The organism is Modestobacter sp. SYSU DS0657 (assembly GCF_054050925.1).
The window spans coordinates 21,564-39,786 of the sequence record NZ_JBJHAG010000016.1; the positions used below are offsets into that span (position 1 = coordinate 21,564).

The 18,223-nt window shown below is 77.1% G+C and carries 17 protein-coding genes and 1 riboswitch; of the genes, 10 read left to right on the forward strand and 7 right to left on the reverse strand.

Annotated elements, in window-relative coordinates:
- Positions 1–20: 20 nt before the first annotated feature.
- Genes ACI79A_RS11715 through ACI79A_RS11730 form a run of 4 tightly spaced genes read right to left on the reverse strand, consistent with a single transcriptional unit; the run spans position 21 to position 3,506 of the window.
- A complete protein-coding gene (locus tag ACI79A_RS11715) occupies positions 21–1,589 on the reverse strand; it encodes a DUF6297 family protein (RefSeq protein ID WP_457083253.1) in 1,569 nt (522 codons plus the stop codon).
- A 3-nt stretch (positions 1,590–1,592) separates the two neighbouring features.
- Complete coding sequence (locus ACI79A_RS11720; protein WP_457083255.1) at positions 1,593–2,282, reverse strand: ABC transporter ATP-binding protein; 690 nt, start codon at positions 2,280–2,282, stop codon at positions 1,593–1,595.
- Entirely contained in the window at positions 2,275–2,907 is a 633-nt protein-coding gene (locus ACI79A_RS11725; protein WP_457083257.1) for a TenA family protein, read from the reverse strand. Before ACI79A_RS11725 ends, ACI79A_RS11720 begins: the two co-directional genes overlap by 8 nt.
- Complete coding sequence (locus ACI79A_RS11730) at positions 2,904–3,506, reverse strand: thiaminase II/PqqC family protein (protein WP_457083260.1); 603 nt, start codon at positions 3,504–3,506, stop codon at positions 2,904–2,906. The genes ACI79A_RS11725 and ACI79A_RS11730 overlap by 4 nt, the downstream gene beginning before the upstream one ends.
- 122 nt (positions 3,507–3,628) lie before the next feature.
- Positions 3,629–3,740: riboswitch (TPP riboswitch) on the forward strand.
- Here ACI79A_RS11730 and ACI79A_RS11735 point away from each other — a divergent pair.
- From ACI79A_RS11735 to ACI79A_RS11770, 8 genes are all read left to right on the forward strand, one after another.
- A complete protein-coding gene (locus ACI79A_RS11735; protein WP_457083262.1) occupies positions 3,732–5,066 on the forward strand; it encodes a purine-cytosine permease family protein in 1,335 nt (444 codons plus the stop codon). Its footprint overlaps the riboswitch before it by 9 nt.
- Entirely contained in the window at positions 5,063–5,683 is a 621-nt protein-coding gene (gene thiE / locus ACI79A_RS11740) for a thiamine phosphate synthase (protein ID WP_457083264.1), read from the forward strand. Before ACI79A_RS11735 ends, thiE begins: the two co-directional genes overlap by 4 nt.
- 53 nt (positions 5,684–5,736) lie before the next feature.
- Complete coding sequence (gene thiO / locus ACI79A_RS11745) at positions 5,737–6,864, forward strand: glycine oxidase ThiO (protein WP_457083266.1); 1,128 nt, start codon at positions 5,737–5,739, stop codon at positions 6,862–6,864.
- A complete protein-coding gene (thiS, locus tag ACI79A_RS11750; RefSeq protein WP_457083268.1) occupies positions 6,861–7,064 on the forward strand; it encodes a sulfur carrier protein ThiS in 204 nt (67 codons plus the stop codon). The genes thiO and thiS overlap by 4 nt, the downstream gene beginning before the upstream one ends.
- Positions 7,065–7,068: 4 nt before the next feature.
- Positions 7,069–7,884, forward strand: a complete 816-nt coding sequence (locus ACI79A_RS11755; RefSeq protein ID WP_457083270.1) for a thiazole synthase — start codon at positions 7,069–7,071, stop codon at positions 7,882–7,884.
- The gene (locus tag ACI79A_RS11760; protein WP_457083272.1) at positions 7,881–8,450 is read left to right on the forward strand and encodes a thiamine phosphate synthase; all 570 of its coding nucleotides are present in this window, start codon (positions 7,881–7,883) and stop codon (positions 8,448–8,450) included. Before ACI79A_RS11755 ends, ACI79A_RS11760 begins: the two co-directional genes overlap by 4 nt.
- 66 nt (positions 8,451–8,516) lie before the next feature.
- A complete protein-coding gene (locus ACI79A_RS11765) occupies positions 8,517–8,840 on the forward strand; it encodes a DMT family transporter (protein ID WP_457083274.1) in 324 nt (107 codons plus the stop codon).
- 218 nt (positions 8,841–9,058) lie between these two features.
- On the forward strand, positions 9,059–9,499 hold the full coding sequence (locus ACI79A_RS11770; protein ID WP_457083276.1) for an ATP-binding protein: 441 nt from the start codon (positions 9,059–9,061) through the stop codon (positions 9,497–9,499).
- A 7-nt stretch (positions 9,500–9,506) separates the two neighbouring features.
- Here ACI79A_RS11770 and ACI79A_RS11775 read toward each other — a convergent pair whose 3' ends face one another.
- Complete coding sequence (locus ACI79A_RS11775; RefSeq protein ID WP_457083278.1) at positions 9,507–12,056, reverse strand: SpoIIE family protein phosphatase; 2,550 nt, start codon at positions 12,054–12,056, stop codon at positions 9,507–9,509.
- Positions 12,057–12,150: 94 nt separating this feature from the next.
- Here ACI79A_RS11775 and ACI79A_RS11780 point away from each other — a divergent pair, with 94 nt between their 5' ends.
- Complete coding sequence (locus ACI79A_RS11780; protein WP_457083280.1) at positions 12,151–13,260, forward strand: FUSC family protein; 1,110 nt, start codon at positions 12,151–12,153, stop codon at positions 13,258–13,260.
- A gap of 3 nt (positions 13,261–13,263) precedes the next feature.
- Here ACI79A_RS11780 and ACI79A_RS11785 read toward each other — a convergent pair whose 3' ends face one another.
- Positions 13,264–15,108: a gamma-glutamyltransferase family protein gene (locus tag ACI79A_RS11785; protein ID WP_457083282.1), complete on the reverse strand. Its 1,845-nt coding sequence runs from the start codon at positions 15,106–15,108 to the stop codon at positions 13,264–13,266.
- Positions 15,109–16,261: 1,153 nt separating this feature from the next.
- Here ACI79A_RS11785 and ACI79A_RS11790 point away from each other — a divergent pair.
- Positions 16,262–17,233: a nucleoside hydrolase gene (locus ACI79A_RS11790; RefSeq protein ID WP_457083284.1), complete on the forward strand. Its 972-nt coding sequence runs from the start codon at positions 16,262–16,264 to the stop codon at positions 17,231–17,233.
- Positions 17,234–17,257: 24 nt separating this feature from the next.
- Here the strand turns inward: ACI79A_RS11790 and ACI79A_RS11795 are convergent, their stop codons facing one another.
- The gene (locus ACI79A_RS11795) at positions 17,258–18,223 is read right to left on the reverse strand and encodes a glycine betaine ABC transporter substrate-binding protein (RefSeq protein ID WP_457083286.1); all 966 of its coding nucleotides are present in this window, start codon (positions 18,221–18,223) and stop codon (positions 17,258–17,260) included.

Below are 18,223 nucleotides of genomic sequence, written 5' to 3' on the forward strand. Positions count from 1 at the left end.
TGCATACACCCGTGCGGCCGTCAGTCCTCCGGGCGGGCGGTGAGGACGGCGAGCGCACCCACGGCCAGCGCCCAGACCAGCTGCACCGGCACCCACAGCGCCGACGGCGTCCCCACCAGCAGCGCGATGCCGAACGGCAGAGTGCCGACCACACCCAGGTCGGTGCCGCGGACCAGCGTCGCGCCGACCCCGCTGGGCACCGCCCCCATCGGGGTCGCCACCACCGGCCCCGACCAGTCGAGCTCCGGGCGGTACCCGCCGCGCACCGCGGCGCCGGCCCACGCCGGGGCGACCGCGACGCCCAGCCCGGCCCACACCGCCATCGAGCCGGTGCCCTGGCCGACCAGCGCGCCGGAGAGGCCGCACACCACCGCCAGCGCGGCCAGCGGCACCACCGACCGCAGCCGGACGGCGGCGTCGGCCGACAGCGGCAGCACCCGGTCCAGCGCCGGGGTGGCCTGCGCCCGCCGGCTCGGCTCGCCCAGCGCCACCGCCGCCAGCGCCCATCCCAGCGCCACGGCGACCGCGACCAGCGCCGGCAGGTTCCCCAGGCCGGACGTGCGGGCGGCCAGCACCGGCAGGGCCGCGCCCACCGCCAGCTGACCCCAGCGCCACGGCGACCGGGTGAGCACCACGAGGTCGGCGGCGAGCAGCGCCGACCGGGCACCGCGCACCCGCCGCCACCGGCGCGGCCGCCGGGGCGCCCGCGGCGAGCTGGCCAGCGCCCGGCCCAGCTCCCGGGTGTCCATCGAGAACGTCGAGGCGGTGGCGTACTGCACGATCTCCCCGCGGGCCCGCAGGTCACCGGCGCGCAGCCGGCCCAGCCGGCGGTCGGCGGCGACCACCCCGAGCACCGCCAGCACCCCGGCGACGACGGCGGCGGCTGCCAGCGGCGTCCCGGTCGGCTGCACCACCCAGCCGGACACCGGGCCGGCGTCGACCGCGGCCAGCACCGTCCCGGCGACCGCGGCGCCCACCACCGCCGCGCAGGCCAGCGCCCCTGCGGCGGTCGGCAGCCGACGGCCTCGGCCCGCCGCCTGCAGCACCACCAGCAGCCCGGCGCCGGCCGCGGTGAGCAGCGCCGCGGCGGCCACCCCGATCAGCACGTCGGCCGCCGCGGGGGCGACCGGCACGGCGAGCAGCACCGGGACGACGACCACCGCGGCCGCCGTCGCCGAGATCAGCACCACCCGGACCAGCTCACCGCGCAGCAACCCGCGCCGGTCGGCCGGCAGCGGCAGCCACCAGACGGCCGCGGCCGGGGTGGCGCTGACCGGGCCGAGCCGGGCGAGCACCCAGGTCAGGCCGGCGACCACCAGCACCGCGGCGACCACGGAGGTGACCGCGCCGGGCAGCACGGCCGCCCCGGTCGCCGGGCGGGCGGCGATCTGGTCGCGCAGGCTGGAGACGGTGCCGCCCACGACCGCGACGAGGATGCCGAGCGAGGTGAGCCAGCCGACGACGTCGCCGACCAGGGTCGCCCAGCTGGTGTCGGCCCGCGCCGCGGTCGCCCGGCGGGTGACCCGGCGGACCTGACCACCGGTGAGCGGGGCGCCGCTGAGCACCGGGGCCCCGGCGACGGCGGACAACGCTCAGCCCTCGGTCAGCGCGGCGACGGCGTCGTCCGGGGAGACCAGCGGGCAGTCCTCGTCGTCGACGACCAGCACGTCGTCGGCCAGGGTGCGGAGGAACTCCGGGTCGTGGCTGGCGAACACCACCGTGGCGCCCGCGGCGACGTCGTCGCGCAGCCGGGCGGCCAGCTGCCGGCGCATCCCGGTGTCCAGCCGGCGCTCGGGCTCGTCGAGCACCAGCAGCCGGGCCGGGCGCACGAGCGCCGCGGCCAGCGCGAGCCGCCGCCGCTGCCCGGAGGAGACGGCCGAGGGCAGCGCCTCGGCCCGCCCGGCCAGCCCGAACGCCTCGACCTCCCGGGCGACGACGTCCTCCGGGTCGGCCACGCCGTGCCCGCGGGCGGTCAGCAGCAGGTGCTCCACCCCGGTGAGCGCCGGGAAGAAGGCGTCCTCGTCGAGCACGGTGGCCACCTCGGCGCGGAAGGTCGCCGAGCGCTCGTCGACCGGGTCCCCGGCGTAGCGCACCGTCCCGCCCAGCGGCGGGAGCAGCCCGACCAGGGTCTGCAGCACGGTCGACTTGCCCGCGCCGTTCGGTCCGACCAGGCCCAGCGCGGTGCCCGGCTGCACCGCCACGGTGACCGGGGCGCAGACCGGCTCGCCCGCGGCGTAGCCCACCAGCAGGTCGTCCGCCGCGAGCAACGCCGCCTCAGGCACCGGCCCAGGCGGCGTCGAAGAAGCCCACCTCCAGCTCCATGGCCCGGCGGAAGGCGGCCCGCACCGCGACGAGCTGCTCGTCGGCCGCGCCGGCGCACAGCTGGTCGAGCAGCCGCTCCAGGGTGGCGGCGAGCTCCTCGAACTCCGGCGCGGCGTAGGTGTCCACCCACTCCCGGTAGGGCCCGGCGGCGCGCGGGGCCAGCTGCTGCCCCAGGTGGGCGTACAGCCGCATGCACGGGGTCATCGCGGCGCAGGTCAGCGCCGCGTCCCCCCGGCCGGCGGCGTCGAGCAGGAAGTCGACGTAGGCCGACGTCGCCGGCAGCGGCTGAACGTCGGCGAGGTCGATCCCCCACTGCTCCGCGTAGCCCGCGTGCAGCCGCAGCTCCTCCTGCACGCCGGCCCGCAGGTCGGTGAGCACCGCGCGCACGCCGGGGTCACCGCTGCTCTCCGCCCCCAGCCGGTAGGCCCGGGCGAAGGCGTCCAGGAAGAACGCGTCCTGGGCGACGTAGCCGGCGAACCGCTCGCGGGGCAGCGTGCCGTCGGCGATCCCCTGCACGAACGGGTGCGCCAGCGCCGCCGCGGCCAGGTCGGCGTCGGCGGCCCACAGCTCCGCGGAGACGCTCACGCCGCCTCCATCGCCATGTCCCAGAAGGCGATCTCCGCGGCGACCACCTCGGCGAACACCGCGTCCGCGTCGGCGGCGGACGGCGGGTACGCGTCGGCGGCCGCGGCCAGCCCGGCCACGTAGCCGGCGAACCCCGGCACGGTCCAGTGCTCGACGAACTCGCGGTACTGCGGGGCCCCGGGCAGCGCACCGGACCAGGCGTCGAGGTAGGTGCGCTCGATCGTCCACAGCGCGGTCAGCCCGGTCGGGACGTCGGCGCCGTCCAGCCGGGCCAGCAGCTCGGCGTAGGCGGTGGTGGCCGACAGCGTCGGGGCCTCGAGGTCCAGCCCGCGGGCCGCGGCCAGCTGCTCGAACCAGGCCAGCTCGTCGACCAGCGCGACCAGCCCGCCGGCCAGCACCGCCTGCGCCGGCCGGGGCGCCCGGGCCAGCAGCCGGGCCTGGAAGCGCAGCAGGTCGGCGACGAACCGGGCGTCCTGCACCAGCCAGGTCTCGAAGGCCGCCACCGGCACGGTGCCCTCGCGCACCCCGGTGAGGAAGGGGTGGGCGGTGGCAGCCCGCCAGGAGTCGGGGGAACGGGTCAGCAGCTCGTCGACCGGCACGACCGGGACTCTAGCCAGCCCGGCCACGCCAGCCGAGTTCCGGACGGGGTGTTCCGGACGAGGGGGTTCCCCGGCGGTGCACCCCCGCGCCCCGGTGACCTACTGTGGCGGGCGTCATGGCCGATGCCATGTGCGGGAGCTCGGGCGGAACCGGGCTGAGAGGGCGGCTGAGCGCCGCCGACCGCTGGAACCTGACCGGGTAATGCCGGCGTAGGGAGCGACACCGTGAGCACCTCCACCCCTCCGTCCCCCGTCACCGGGGACGCCCCCCTCACCCTCACCGAGGCGCCGCTGCGCACCCTCGGGCTGCGCGACGCGCTCGGCCTGTGGGGCAACCTCGGCGTCAGCCTGCTGCTGCCGGTGGCCGCGGTCTACGTGGTGCTGCCCGGCCGCCCGCTGGCGGTGACGATCGGCGCCATCGTGGTGGGCGCCCTCATCGGCGCGGCACTGCTGGGCGCCACCGCTGCCGCCGGCGCCCGCGAGCAGGTGCCGGCGATGGTGCTGCTGCGCGGCCTGCTCGGCCGGCGGAGCTCCTACCTGCCGACGGCGCTGAACCTCGTGCAGTGCGTCGGCTGGGCCACCTTCGAGATCGTGATCATCGCCGAGGCCGCCTCCCGGGTGCTCGACGCACCGCGCTGGCCGTTCGTCCTCGGCGCCGGCCTGCTGGCCACCGCCATGGCGCTGCGGCCGCTGGGCGTCGTCCGGCTGCTCGCCCGCTACGCGGTGTGGGCGGCGCTGGCCGCGCTGGTCTACCTCAACGTGCAGGTGCTCCGCGAGCCCCTGCCCGAGCTCGCCGAGGGCAGCGCCACCTCGTTCTGGACCGCCGCGGACGTCGTCATCGCGCTGCCGGTGTCCTGGATCCCGCTGGCCGCCGACTACACCCGGCACGTGCGCAGCAGCCGGGCGGCCGGCCTCGGCGCGGGCCTGGGCTACGGCATCGCGACCGTCGTCATGTTCACCCTCGGGGTGCTCGCGCTGGCCGCCTACGGCAGCGCCGGGCTGGACGTCATCGACGCGCTGCTGGTGGTGCCACTGGGCGCGCTGGCGGTGCTGCTGCTCGTGGTCGTCGAGCTGGACGAGGCGTTCGCGAACGTCTACTCGACCGCCGTGTCCGCGCAGAACGTCGTCGCCCGGGCCGACCGGCGGGTCCTGGCGGTCGCCGTCGGCTCGGTCGCCACGCTGCTGGCGCTCACCCTCGACATCGCCGCCTACGAGCCGTTCCTCTTCCTGATCGGCGCGGTGTTCGTGCCGCTGGCCGGGGTGTTCCTGGTGGCCTACTGGCTGCTGCCCCGCGGCGCCTGGAACACCTCCGACACCGCGCCGGCCCGCCTGGAGCTGCTGCTGCCGTGGATCGCGGGCTTCGTCGCCTACCAGCTCACCCTGCCCACGTACTTCGCCGGCCCGGGTGCCGGCTGGACGACGTGGTGGACCGAGCGGCAGACCGACCTGGGCATCGACCCGGCCAACGGCTGGTCCGCGTCGCTGGTCAGCCTGGCGGTGGCCGTGCTGCTCACCCTGGTCGTGCGGGCTCCGGCGCTGCTCCGGAGGCGCCGGCCGTGAGCCTGGGACGGCTGCACGTGCTCACCGACGCCCGCGGCGGGGCGGCGGCGCTGGCCGCGGTCGAGGCCGCCGTCGCCGCCGGGGCGCCGGTCGTGCAGGTCCGCGCCAAGGGCGGCACCGACCGCGAGCTGTACGAGTTCGCCCGCGCCGTCGTCGCCGTCTGCGCCCCGGCCGGCGCGACCTGCCTGGTCAACGACCGGGTCGACGTCGCCCTGGCCGTCGGCGCCCACGGCACCCACCTGGGCGCCGGCGACCTGCCGCTGGCCGCCGCCCGCCGGGTCGCCGGCCCCGGTCACCTGCTCGGCGGAACCTGCCGCGACCCCGCGCTCGCCCGGCAGCTGGTCGCCGAGGGCGCCGACTACCTCGGCGTCGGCCCCGCCTGGCCGACCACCACCAAGACCGGCCTACCCGAGGCGCTGGGCCCGGGCGGCATCGCGGCGGTCGCCGCCGCGGTCGACGTCCCGGTGATCGCCATCGGCGGGGTGACCGCGGCGCGGGTGCCGGCGTTGCTGGCCGCCGGGGCCACCGGGGTCGCCGTCGTGGGCGCGGTCTCCGCCGCCGCCGACCCCGCCGCAGCGACCCGGGAGCTGCTGACCGCACTGGGCGCCGCCCGGTGACCGCCCCCGCCCCTGCTCGCCGAAATGGCCATTTCGGCGGAGGTGAGGAGCCCGTGGGCGGTGACCGGGTGGACGTCGTGGTCGCCGGGGGCGGGCTGATCGGCCTGTCGGTGGCCTGGCGGGCCGCGCAGCGCGGGCTGTCGGTCACCGTCGTCGACGACGCACCCGGTGCGGGTGCCTCCGCCGCGGCCGCCGGGATGCTCGCCCCGGTCACCGAGGCCTCCTACGGCGAGGAGGCGCTGCTGCGGCTGTGCGCGGCGTCGCTGCAGCGCTACCCCGCCTTCGTCGCCGAGCTCGAGCAGACCACCGGTCTCCCGGTGGAGCTGCGCACCGCCGGGACGCTGGTCGTCGGGTTCGACGCCGACGACGTCCGCCAGCTCGACGAGCTGCACGCCTTCCAGACCGAGCTCGGGCTGGCCGCCGAACGGCTCACCCCCCGGGAGACCCGCCGCCGGGAGCCCGCGCTCACCCCCCGGGTCCGCGGCGGGCTGGCGGTCGACGGCGACCACTCCGTCGACGGGCGCGCACTGCACGCCGCCCTGCTGGCCGCCGGCACCGCCGCCGGGGTGCGGCTGGTGCGCGACCGCGCCGCCGAGCTCACCGTGGCGGCCGGCCGGGCCACCGGCGTCGTGCTGGCCGGCGGCGGGGAGCTGGCCGGCGGCGCCGTCGTCCTCGCCCTGGGTGCGCACAGCGGGAGCCTGCCCGGCGTGCCGCCGCTGCCGGTGCGCCCGGTGAAGGGCCAGATCCTGCGGCTGGCCGGCGCGGGCGGGCTGCTGGGCGGCACGGTGCGGGCGCTGGTCCGCGGCCGGCACGTCTACCTGGTGCCCTACGGCGAGGGCCGGCTGATCGTCGGGGCCACCGTGGAGGACCGCGGCTTCGACGCCCGGGTGACCGCCGGCGGCGTGCACGAGTTGCTGCACGACGCGATCGAGGTCGTCCCCGAGGTCGCCGAGCTGGAGCTCACCGAGACGCTGGCCCGCTGGCGCCCGGGCACCGCCGACAACGCCCCCCTGCTGGGCGCCTCGTCGCTGCCCGGGCTGGTGCTGGCCACCGGCCACCACCGCAACGGGGCCCTGCTCACCCCGGTGACCGGCGAGGTGATCGCCGAGCAGCTGACCACGGGGCAGCTGCCGGCGATCGCCGCGCCCTTCACCGCCGACCGGTTCGGGAGGACCGCGTGATCACCCTCTCCGTCAACGGCGCCACCGCCGAGCTGCCCGACGGCGCCACCGTCGCCGACCTGGTGGCCCAGCGCGCCGCCGGCCACGACCGGGTCGCCGTCGCCCGCAACGGCGACGTCGTCCCGCGCAGCAGCTGGCCGGCGACCCCTCTGACCACCGGCGACACCGTCGAGGTCCTCGCCCCGACCGCAGGAGGCTGAGCGCATGAGCACCGCAGAGGAGCTGGGCGCGGCGCTGGCCGCCGAGGAGTCCGGCGACACCTTCGCCCTCGCCGGGGAGACGTTCCGCTCCCGGCTGCTGCTCGGCACCGGGGGCGTGCCCAGCCTGGAGGTGCTCGAGCGGGCCATCCGCGCCTCGGGCACCCAGCTGGTGACGATCGCCCTGCGCCGGGTCGAGGCCTCCGCCAGCGGCGCGATGCTGCAGGTGCTCGAGCGCTGCGGCGTCCGGCTGCTGCCCAACACCGCCGGCTGCTTCACCGCCCGCGAGGCGGTGCTCACCGCCCGGCTGGCCCGGGAGGCGTTCGGCACCGACTGGGTCAAGCTGGAGGTGATCGGCGACGAGCACACCCTGCTGCCCGACGCGGTGGAACTGGTCGACGCCGCCGAGCAGCTGGTCGCCGACGGGTTCCAGGTGCTCGCCTACACCACCGACGACCCGGTGCTCGGCCGGCGGCTGGCCGATGCCGGCTGCGCAGCGGTGATGCCGCTGGGCTCGCCGATCGGCAGCGGTCTGGGCATCCGCAACCCGCACAACATCGCGCTGCTGCGCGAGGCGGTCGACGTCCCGGTGGTGCTCGACGCCGGCATCGGCACCGCCTCCGACGCCGCCCTGGCGATGGAGCTGGGTTGCGACGCGGTGCTGCTGGCCTCCGCGGTCACCCGGGCCCGTAACCCGGAGCGGATGGCGCTGGCCATGCGCCAGGCCGTCGAGGGCGGCCGGCTGGCCCGCACCGCCGGCCGGATCCCCCGGCGGTGGCACGCCGAGGCCTCCACCCCGATGGCGGGGCTCCCCGAGCTGTGACCGGGCTGCCCCGGCTGCTGGTGCTCACCGACCGGCGCCAGTGCGCCGGGTCGCTGGTCGGCGCCGTCGCCACCGCGGTCGACGCCGGGGTCCGCGCGGTCGTGCTCCGGGAGAAGGACCTGCCCGAGCCCGAGCGGGACCGGCTGGCCGACGAGCTCGCCGCGGTGCTCGCCCCCGTCGGCGGGCTGCTCGTCCGCGCCGGCCGCACCGGCGGGCACGCCGTCCACCTGGCTGCGGCCGACCCGTTCCCGGTGCGGCGGCCGACGCTGGTCGGGCGCTCGTGCCACGACGCCGCCGAGGTGGCGCAGGCCGCCGCGGAGGGCTGCGACTGGGTGTTCGTCTCGCCGGTCAACCCGACCGCCTCCAAGCCCGGGTACGGCCCGCCGCTGGGGCTCCCCGGTCTCGCGCGGGTGGCTCCGGGCGCACCGCCGGTCTACGCCCTCGGCGGCATCGCCCCCGGCGACGTGGCCGGGTGCCTGGCCGCGGGGGCGCACGGGGTGGCGGTGATGGGCACGGTGATGCGGGAGCCGGCGGCCGTCCGGGAGTACCTGACCGCGCTGGGCTGACCACCCCGCCCCGGGGCGGGCCGCCCCCCAGCGGTCCGGGCTGAGGGCGCCGGGCAGGATCGGGCCGTGGCCTACCTGCTCCTCGCCTGCGCCATCGCCGCCGAGGTGGCCGCGACCTCGCTGCTCCCCCGCACCGCCGGGTTCACCGTGCCGTTGCCCACCGTGGCCGTGCTGGCCGGGTACGCGCTCTCCTTCGTGCTGCTGGCGCAGGTGGTGAGGACCGTCCCGGTCGCCGTCGCTTACGCCATCTGGTCCGGGGCGGGCACCGCCGCCGTCGCCGCGATCGGCGCGACGTTGCTCGGTCAGCCGCTGTCCGGGTGGCAGGTGGCCGGCCTCGTGCTCGTCGTCGTCGGCGTGGTGCTGCTCAACCTCGGTGGGGCCGGGCACTGACGCCGGTGGGGCCGGTGTGACTGTGGAACGAGTCCGTCCGGACGCATGTCCGCTGCGCGGCAGCCGAGTGCCCTAGCGTCGGCCGGGACCAGCTCCGGCAAGACCATCGGCACTGGATGAGAGCTGACTCACACCGGCTGGATGTTTGACCGGGCCCTGCCGAGCCAAGACAGTGGGTCGCTGTCGAGCAGCCGACGGCGTGAGCGCGAGGAGACCGAGTGAGCGGCGAGACGGCGCGCCTGGCGTGGCCCTCGTCGCCTCCCCCGCCCGCCGCGGACGGCTGGTCCTGGGAGCTGCACTCGGTCGCCGAGCTGCCCCGCGTGCGCGCCGAACTGCGCCGCGGGCTGGCCGCCCGGTCCAGCGGTGACGCCCGCGCCGAGGAGCTCGACGAGGCCGTCGTCCTCGCCTTCGACGAGATGGCGTCCAACGCCCTGCGGCACGGCGGCGGCGGGGTCCGCGCCCGCGTGCAGCAGACCCCGCGCGCCTGGCTGATCGAGGTGCGCGACTCCGCGGCCACCCGCCCGCCGCAGCCGGCCGTGGGCCGCGACCCGAGCCAGGGTGGCCTGGGGCTCTACCTCATCGCCGAGATGGCCGACGACCACGGCTGGCACCTGGCCGACGGCCAGAAGAGCGTCTGGGCCCTGCTCCCCCGCGGCTGAGCCCCGCTCAGCCGATCGGCGGCAGGATCCTCGGCACGACCTGCGGCCCGGCTTCCGGTGGGCGTGGGCGGTCCTCCGGGTGCAGCCGTACGGCGACCAGCGCGACGTCGTCCTCCGACCCGCCGGGCCGCATCCGCGCGACCAGCTGGTCGCACAGCTCGGCGAGGGTGAGGTGACCCAGTTCACCGAACAGCGCGGACAGCCGGGCGACGCCGTCGTCCAGCGGCAGATCCGGCCCCTCGACCAGCCCGTCGGTGTAGAGCAGCACCGTCGCACCCCACGGCAGGGTGAGCACCTGCTCCTTGCGCGGGGCCGTCGGATGGACGCCGAGCATCAGGTCCGCCCGCTCGGTGGCCAGCACCTGCACCGCGCCGTCGGGGCCGAGGACCATGATCGGGGGGTGCCCGGCGCTCGACCAGCGCAGCCGGGTCTCGCCCCGCCCGCGCTCCTCGGGGCTCTGTTCGAACCGCGCGACGGCCGCGGTGGCCAGGGTGTGCACCTGCAGGCCCTCGATGGCCCGGTCCAGGTCACCGAGCACGCGCGCCGGACCCCCGCTGGTGCTGTAGGCGATGCCGCGCAGCAGGCTGCGCAGCTGGCCCATCGCCGCGGCGGCCACCGTGTCGTGGCCGACGACGTCCCCGATCGCGATGACGGTCGCCCCGTCGGGCTGCAGGAAGGCGTCGTACCAGTCACCCCCCACCTGGGCGGCGCGCACCGCGGGCACGTAGCGCACGGCGATCTCGGCGTGGTCGGGCTCCGGTGGCGCGGTGAGCATGCTGCGCTGCAGGTCCTCGGCCATCCGCCGCTCCTGCTCCTGCAGCGCCGCGCTGTCCAGCGCCAGGGCCACCCGGTCGGCGATCTCGCTGAGCGTCTCCTGGTCCCAGAGGTCCATCGGCTCCCGCGCCTGGCCGCGGTAGACGCTCAGCGCGCCCAGCACCCGGCCGCGGGCCCGCAGCGCCAGGGCCACCGCCGAGCGGGGCGCCAGCGCGCGGTAGGCGTCCCGCACCTCGCCCTCCGGCAGCCCGTCGCCGACCGCGGCGTCCACGTCGGGCACGACCCGGGCGCCGCCGCCGAGCACGGCCTGCACCAGCGGCGCGGTGGAGTCCAACGCCGCCAGCCGCAGCTCCGAGTAGCGTGCCGCGGCCGGGCGCAGGTCCGGGTCGGCGTGCCAGCTGGCGACGTCGTGCAGCCGGCCGTCCTCCTCCACGAGACTGACGATGGCCCAGTCGCCCAGCGCCGGGACGACGGCCCGGCTCAGCCCCTGCAGCGCCTCCCCGGCACCGCGGCGCTCGACCAGCGCCTTCGACAGGGCGTCGGAGACCCGGGCGATCAGGGCCAGGCGCTCCTCGCGGCGGCGGGCGGCGTCCTCGGCGCGGCGCCGCTGGGTGACGTCGAGGAAGTACACCGCCAGCCCGTCGGGGTCCGGCCAGGCCCGCACCTCGTACCAGCTGTCCAGCGGGGGCGGGTAGTACGCCTGGAACACCGTCATCTCGCCGGTCTCCGCGGCCGCCCGGTAGTGCACCTCGAAGTCGCTGCCGACCGCGGCGGGGAACAGCTCCCACACCTCGCCGCCGAACAGCTCCTCCCGCGGTCGCCCCAGCAGCCGTTCCGCCTCCGCGTTGACGTAGGTGAACCGCCAGTCGCGGGACAGCGAGAAGAACGCCGCCGGCATCGACTCCAGCACCCGGGAGACCCGCACGTCGGCCATCCGGTCGGCCGTGGTGTCGTGCGCGGCGCCGAGCAGCCGGACCGCCACGCCGCGCTCGTCGCCGAGCGCCCGGCCACGACCGCGGACCCAGCGGGTCTGCCCGGAGGGCAGCACCGCGCGGAACTCGGTGTCGTACGCCCCGCACGTGTCCACCGCCGCCTGCAGCGCCGTCCGGACCCGCTCCACGTCGTCGGCGTGCACCCGCTCCAGGAAGGCCTCGATCGTGCCGGCGAAGTCGTCCCGGCCGAAGCCGAACATCGCCAGCAGCCGGTCGTCCCAGACGAGCCGGCCGCCGACCAGGTCCCAGTCGAAGCTGCCGATCCCGGCCGCGTCGATCGCCAGGTCCCAGCGCACCCGGCCGGTCTCCAGCTCGGCGGTGACCGCGGAGAGCTCCAGCTCGGTGACCACCGGGTGGGCCAGCCGCTCGAGCAGCGCCACCTCCTCGGCGGTCCACTCCCGGGGTTCGGGCCCGAACACCGCCAGCACGCCCACGACGTGCTCGCCCCCGGCGTCGAACAGCGGGACGCCGAGGTAGGTGGCCACCTCACCGGCCTGCACCGCAGGGAGGGTGGCCACCCGCGGGTCGGTGCGGGCGTCGGGGTAGGCCCGGGGCGCCCGGGCGGCGACGACCGTGCCGCCGAGGGTGTCGTCGAGCCGGCGCCGGGTGCCCACCTGCCAGACCGGGCGCCCGGCGGTGCCCACCACGGTCTGCACCTCGCCCACGAGCGCGACCCCGGCCGACGGCGCCCGCAGCAGGGTGGCGGCGAGCTCGGTCAGCCGCTGCAGCCCGGCCGGGCCGGCGGCGGACGCCCTGCTGCCGAGGGTGCCGTTCGGCTCCAGCGACGTCATCCTCGGTGGCCTCCACCCCCTCGCCGGCAGGAGGCGGGGGGCCGCCGTGCCGTCACCCGATTCTGCCCGGTCCCGCCGGGGCAGGAAGGCCGGGGTGCAGATCCCCCACCGTCCCCACCTCCGGGCCGGGTTCCTCGCCCGCACCTGGGCGCGCCACCCCCGCGCCGGCCTGGCCGTCAAGGCCGCCGTTGCGGCGGCCATCGCCTGGGCGCTGGTGCAGCTGCTGCCCGGACCGGCCGCCGACTACCCCTACTACGCACCCATGGGCGCCATGCTGGCCACCACCACCAGCCTGGCCGGCTCGGCCCGGGAGTCGTTCGAGACCGTCGCCGCGGTCACCCTGGGCGCCGCGATCGCACTGGTCGCCGACGTGGTCTCGGCGCCGACCCTGGTCAGCGTCTCCGCCGTCATCGGGATCGGAGTGCTGCTGTCCGGCTGGAAGCGGCTGGGCAGCGCCCGGAGCTGGGTGCCCACCGCGGCCCTGTTCGTGCTGATCTTCGGCGACCGAGACCCGTTCAACTACGTCGCCGGGTACGTCGGGCTCATCCTGTTCGGCGCGCTGATCGGCATCGTCGTCACCGCCCTGCTCCCCCAGCTCCCGCTCGCCCCGGCCCAGGAGCAGCTGGCCCGGTTGCGCGACGTGCTGGCCGCCCAGCTCGACGACCTCGCCACTGGCCTGCAGCAGGAGCACCCACCCACCGAGGACGAGTGGCGCCAGCGCACCCACACCATCGACCCGGTGCTGGCCCAGATGCGGGTCGCGGTGCAGGAGACCGCCGAGGCCCGCCGGGGCAACTTCCGCGCCCGCCGCTACCGGCAGTACGCCGAGCGGCAGTACGCCCAGGCCCGGGCGCTGGAGCGGCTGGCCCTCCTGGTGGAGGAGCTGACCGAGCTCCTCGCCGACACCGAGCGGGCCGACCGGGACCGGGTCACGCTGGGCCCGGCGCTGCGCCCTGCTGCTGCGACGGCGCTGGCCCGGCTGGCCGGGGTGCTGCGCTCGGTGGACGGCGGGGCGAGCGCCGCCGGCGCGGACGAGACCCGGGCGGCCTACGACGCGCTCCATGAACTCGCCGGCGCCCTCCGCGAGGCCCGGCGGAAGACCGACGACGACCTGTTCGCCGCCAGCAGCGTGGTGGTGGCCATCCGCCGGGCGCTGGCCGCCGTGGTGCCGCAGGAGCTGGCCGAGGAGGAGGCCCCCCGGTGACCCTCAGCGGCCGACCGCGTACCCCTGCATCCCGCGCGGGTTGGCCGCTGCCCTGAGCACGCCGGTCTCCGGGTCGATCGAGACCGCCGAGAGCCGGCCCAGCGACCAGGGGTCGGCGACGGTGACCGTGTGCCCGCGACGGCGCAGGTCGTCGAGCACGCCCTCGCCGATCCGGGACTCCACCACGAGCTCGCCGGGGACCATCTCCCGCGGGAAGAACGACGACGGGAAGCTGGTGGTGTGCCAGGCCGGCGCGTCGATGGCCGCCTGCAGGTCCAGCCCGCCGTGCACGTGGGCGAGCCAGAAGCACAGCTGCCACTGCTCCTGCTGGTCACCGCCCGGGGTGCCGAAGGCCAGCGACGGCACCCCGCCGCGCACCGCCAGCGACGGGGTGAGCGTGGTCCGCGGGCGCTTGCCCGGAACCAGCGAGTTGGGCAGCCCCGGCTCCAGCCAGAACATCTGCGCCCGGGTGCCCAGCGGGAAGCCCAGGGAGGGGATCACCGGGGAGCTCTGCAGCCAGCCACCGGAGGGGGTGGCCGAGACGATGTTGCCCCAGCGGTCGACGACGTCGACGTGGCAGGTGTCGCCGCGGGTCGTGCCGCGCGTGTCGACCGTGGGCTCCCCGACACCGGCGATGGTCCCGGCAGAGGGCCGCTCCGCCGCGGAGGTGTCGGTGACGAAGCGGGGTAGCCGTGGCGGGCGCCCACCGGGGGAGCCGGGCCGCAGCTCGGTGCTGGCCCGGTCGCCGATGAGCGCCCGCCGTTCGCTGGTGTAGGCGGCCGACAGCAGGTCGTCCACCGGCACGCTCTCCTCGTCGCCGTACCAGGCCTCGCGGTCGGCCATCGCCAGCTTCGTCGCCTCGACGCTGGCATGCACCACCTCGGCGGTGTCGGCGTCTTCGGAGACGGAGGCGGACCTCCCCGCGGTGCCTGCCGGGAGGACGCCGTCCAGCATCGCGAGCGCCTGGAGCAGCGCCGGGCCCTGGGACCACGGCCCGGCCTTCGCGAGCGTCCACCCGCGCCAGTCGAGGGTGACCGGCGGCTCGTACGTCGGCTGCCAGCGGGCGAGGTCCTCACCGGTGAGGAAGCCGCGGTGCGGACGACCGGAGTCGTCCATGACCGGGGACCGGGAGAACTCGTCGATCGCCTCCGCGACGAACCCCGTGTACCAGGACGCCAGTGCCGCGTCGATCTGCGCCTCTCGGGAGGGTCCGCGCGCTGCGTCGAGCAGTCGGCGGTAGGTCGAGGCGAGGACCGGGTTGCGGAACAGGCGGCCGGCGGTGGGGGGTGCGCCGTCGGGGGCGAGCCAGGTGGCGGCCGAGGTAGGCCAGTGCGTGCGGAAGTGCTCGGAGACCGAGGCGACGGTCGCGGCGACCCGCGGGGCGAGCGGGTGGCCGTGCTCGGCGTACTCGATGGCGAAGCGGAGGACGGCGTCCAGCGGCAGGGTGCCGTGGTCGCGCAGGAGCGTGAGCCAGGCGCCGACGGCGCCGGGCACGGTGGCGGCCAGCAGACCGGTCCCGGGCACGAGCCCGAGTCCGAGGTCGGCGAACGCCTGGGTGGTGGCCGCGGCCGGGGCTACGCCCTGGCCGGAGAGCACCACCGGCTCTCCCGCCCAGGTCCCGCCCGCGCCTCCGGCTGCCCGCGGGCCCCGGGCGAAGAGGATCGGGACCTCGCCCCCCGGGCCGTTGAGGTGCGGCTCGACCACCTGCAGGGTGAGACCCGCAGCGACCGCGGCATCGAACGCGTTCCCACCGGCCTCGAGGGTCGCCATGCCCGCGGCGCTGGCGAGCCAGTGCGTCGAGGCGACCATGCCGAAGGTGCCGGCGAGCTCCGGCCGCGTCGTGAACACGCAGCCACCCTAAGGAGGCGCGGGCGGGTGGCGCTGCGCGGCGGCGCTGCCGGGCTGCGGGGTGCCTCGGGGGCCGGCGTCGGCTCGTCCTCCTCCGGCGCGCGGTGGCGCCAGTCGGCGGGCAGCGCCGGGGAGCGCTCCTCGGTCAGGACGAGCCGCCGGGCGAGGGGCGGCTGCGGGCGGTTCCACGCCAGGTGCGCACCGTGCTCGCCGCTGCCCCACGTGGCGGCCGCGCGGGCTGCGCCGCGCACCCGGGCCGCCAGGGCACGCAGCGGGGCGGTCACCCGGGGAGCCGGCGGCGCCAGCCGCATCGGGGTGGTGAGCAGGTCGGTGCCGAAGTCGGTGGCGAAGGCGATCGCCGCCTCGAGCTCGGGGTCGACCGGCGCGGCGCGGCGCGCGGTGGCTGCCGGGGCCGGGACCGGCCGCTGCGCGACCGGGCGCGGCACCGGGCGGTCGGCGCCGTCGGTGAGCCGGTAGACCCGCTGCGGCGGCCGGTTCCACGCCAGGTGTGCACCGTCCGGTCCGGCGCCCCACCGCCCGGCCCGCTCCACCAGGGCACGTGGCCGGCTGAGCAGTCCGCGGCGGACCGGCGCGGTACCCGGCCGGGCCTCGGCGGGGTCGCTGGCCCGCAGCCCCAGGACACCGACCGCCAGGCCGACGGCCAGCCCGGCGGCCAGGTCGCTCATGCCGTACTCGTCGGGGCCGACCTGCCCGGCCCCGGCGAGGGCCGCCCCGGGCCGTCGCGTGGGGTGACCGGTCAGGTGTCGGGTCGCCGTCACCGGCGCGCCGACCCGGGCGATGGTCGGCGCTGCGGTCGCGGCGGCCGAGCGGGCCGTCCGGACCAGCTGTGCGTCGTCCATGTCGTCCTCCGTGAAGTAGTCGCCGCGGCCGGGGAAGGGACCGCGGACAAGGAGAAAGGTAGGGACGACGGCGCCTCCGGACCCGCTCCCGGGACGCTCCGGTCCGATCGCGTGACCGAACCGTTGCCGGCTCCCCGCGAACCGGCGGGTCACCGTCCCGGAGAGCGGCCACATGTCGACAGCCTGGCGGAAAACCGCAGGTCAGCGGCCCGACCGGCGACAGAGCCCGAACGGTGACCTCGGCGGCGACCGCGCCGTCCCGGCGTGTCGGGTGTGTCTGGTGGGATGGGCGGGTGACCGACCCCGCCCCGCAGCAGGGCTCCACGCCCACTCCACTGGTGATCGACACCGACCCCGGCATCGACGACGCCCTGGCCGTGCTGCTCGCGCTGGCCAGCCCGGAGGTCGACCTCCGGCTGGTCACCACCGTGCACGGCAACGTCGGCCTGGCGCAGACCACGGAGAACGCGCTGCGGGTGCTCCACCTGGCCGGCCGGTCCGACGTCCCGGTCGCCGCCGGCGCCCGCGACCCGCTCGTGGTGCCGGTGCCGCGGCGGGCCGGGCACGTGCACGGCGAGGCCGGGCTGGGCGGGGTGGACCTGCCGCCCTCACCGGTGGGGGCCGACCCGCGGCCGGCGGTCGTGGCACTGGCCGAGCTGCTGCTCAGCAGCGAGCAGCCGGTCACCGTGGCCGCCATCGGGCCGCTGACCAACCTCGCGCTGCTGCTGGCGGTGTACCCCGACGCCGCCGCCCGGATCGGCCGGCTGGTGGTGATGGGCGGCTCGGCGGCCCGGGGCGGGAACGTCACCGCCGCCGCGGAGTTCAACGTCTGGGCCGACCCGGAGGCTGCCGCCGTCGTCCTCGGCGCGGGGCTGCCCACCGTGCTGGTCGGGCTGGACGTCACCCTCCCCACGGTGCTGACCGGGGCCGGCATCGCCCGGTTCGCCGCCGCCGGTCCGGTCGGGGCGCAGGCGGCGGCGATCCTGCGCCAGTACCTGGACCACGCCCGCGACGCCTACGGCACCGACGGGGTGGTGGTGCACGACGCGCTCGCCCTCACCGAGGCGATCGTGCCGGGCACGCTGTCCACCGTGCGCCGGGACCTCGTCGTCGACACCGGCCCGGGCGCCGGCCGGGGTCAGACGCTGGTCGACCGCCGCGCCCCGTCGACGGCCCCCTCGGCCGTCGCGGTGGCCGAGGGCGTCGACAGCGCGGCCGCCGTGGAGTTCCTGGTCGGCCGGCTGGAGCGGCTGGCCCGGGGCTGAGCCCGGGTCGGTCGGCCGCGCTCGTCAGCCCCGCTCGACGAGCCCTTCGGAGACCATCCAGTCCAGCGCCACCTCGGCCGGGTCCTCACCCTCGACGTCGACCCGGCCGTTGAGCTCGACCATCACCTCGTCGGTGAGCAGCGGGGTGATCTGGCCGAAGATGTCGGCGATCTCCGGGTACTGCTCGAGCGTCCCGGTCAGCACCTCGGGGGCGATGTTGTACGCCGGGAAGTAGCCGCGGTCGTCCTCCAGCACGGTCAGGTCCAGCGACGCGATCCGCCCGTCGGTGGTGTAGACCTCGCCGAAGTTGCAGATGTCCCCGTTGTCGGTCGCCGTGTAGACCGCGCCGGTGTCCAGCACGCTCACGTTGTCCCGCGGCACGCCCTGCGGGTCGCCCAGCGGCATCCCGTAGAGCTCCAGCATCGGCTCGAAGCCGTCGACCCGGGTGGCGAACTCCGACTCCACGCAGAAGGTGCGCTCCTCCACCGGCAGCTCGGCGACGTCGGAGAGGGTGGCCACCCCACCGAGCTCGTCGACCGCCTCGCTGCGCACGGCGAAGGCGTAGGTGTTGTTCGCCTCCGCCGGCGGCAGCCAGGTGATCCCGTTCTCGGCGTCGGCGTCCCGGACCGCCTCCCACTGCTCCTGCTGGTCCGGGATGCCCTCGGGCTGGGCCAGGTAGTTGATCCAAGCGGTGCCGGTGTACTCCCACTGCATGTCGGTCTCGCCCTCGAGCATCGCCGCCCGGGCCGGCGCGGCGCCCGGGATGCCGCTGCGGTCGGTGACGTCGAAGCCGGCCGTCTGCAGCGCGATGACCGCGATCTTGCCCAGGATCAGCTGCTCGGTGAAGTTCTTCGCGCCCACGGTGATCGGGGCGCCGTCGACCTCGGCGATCGGCTGGATGTCCCCCGGCTCGGACGGCGGGGTGAAGCTGGTGGCGCTCTGCAGACCGCAGCCGCTGAGCAGCAGCACCCCGGCCCCGAGCGCGGCCAC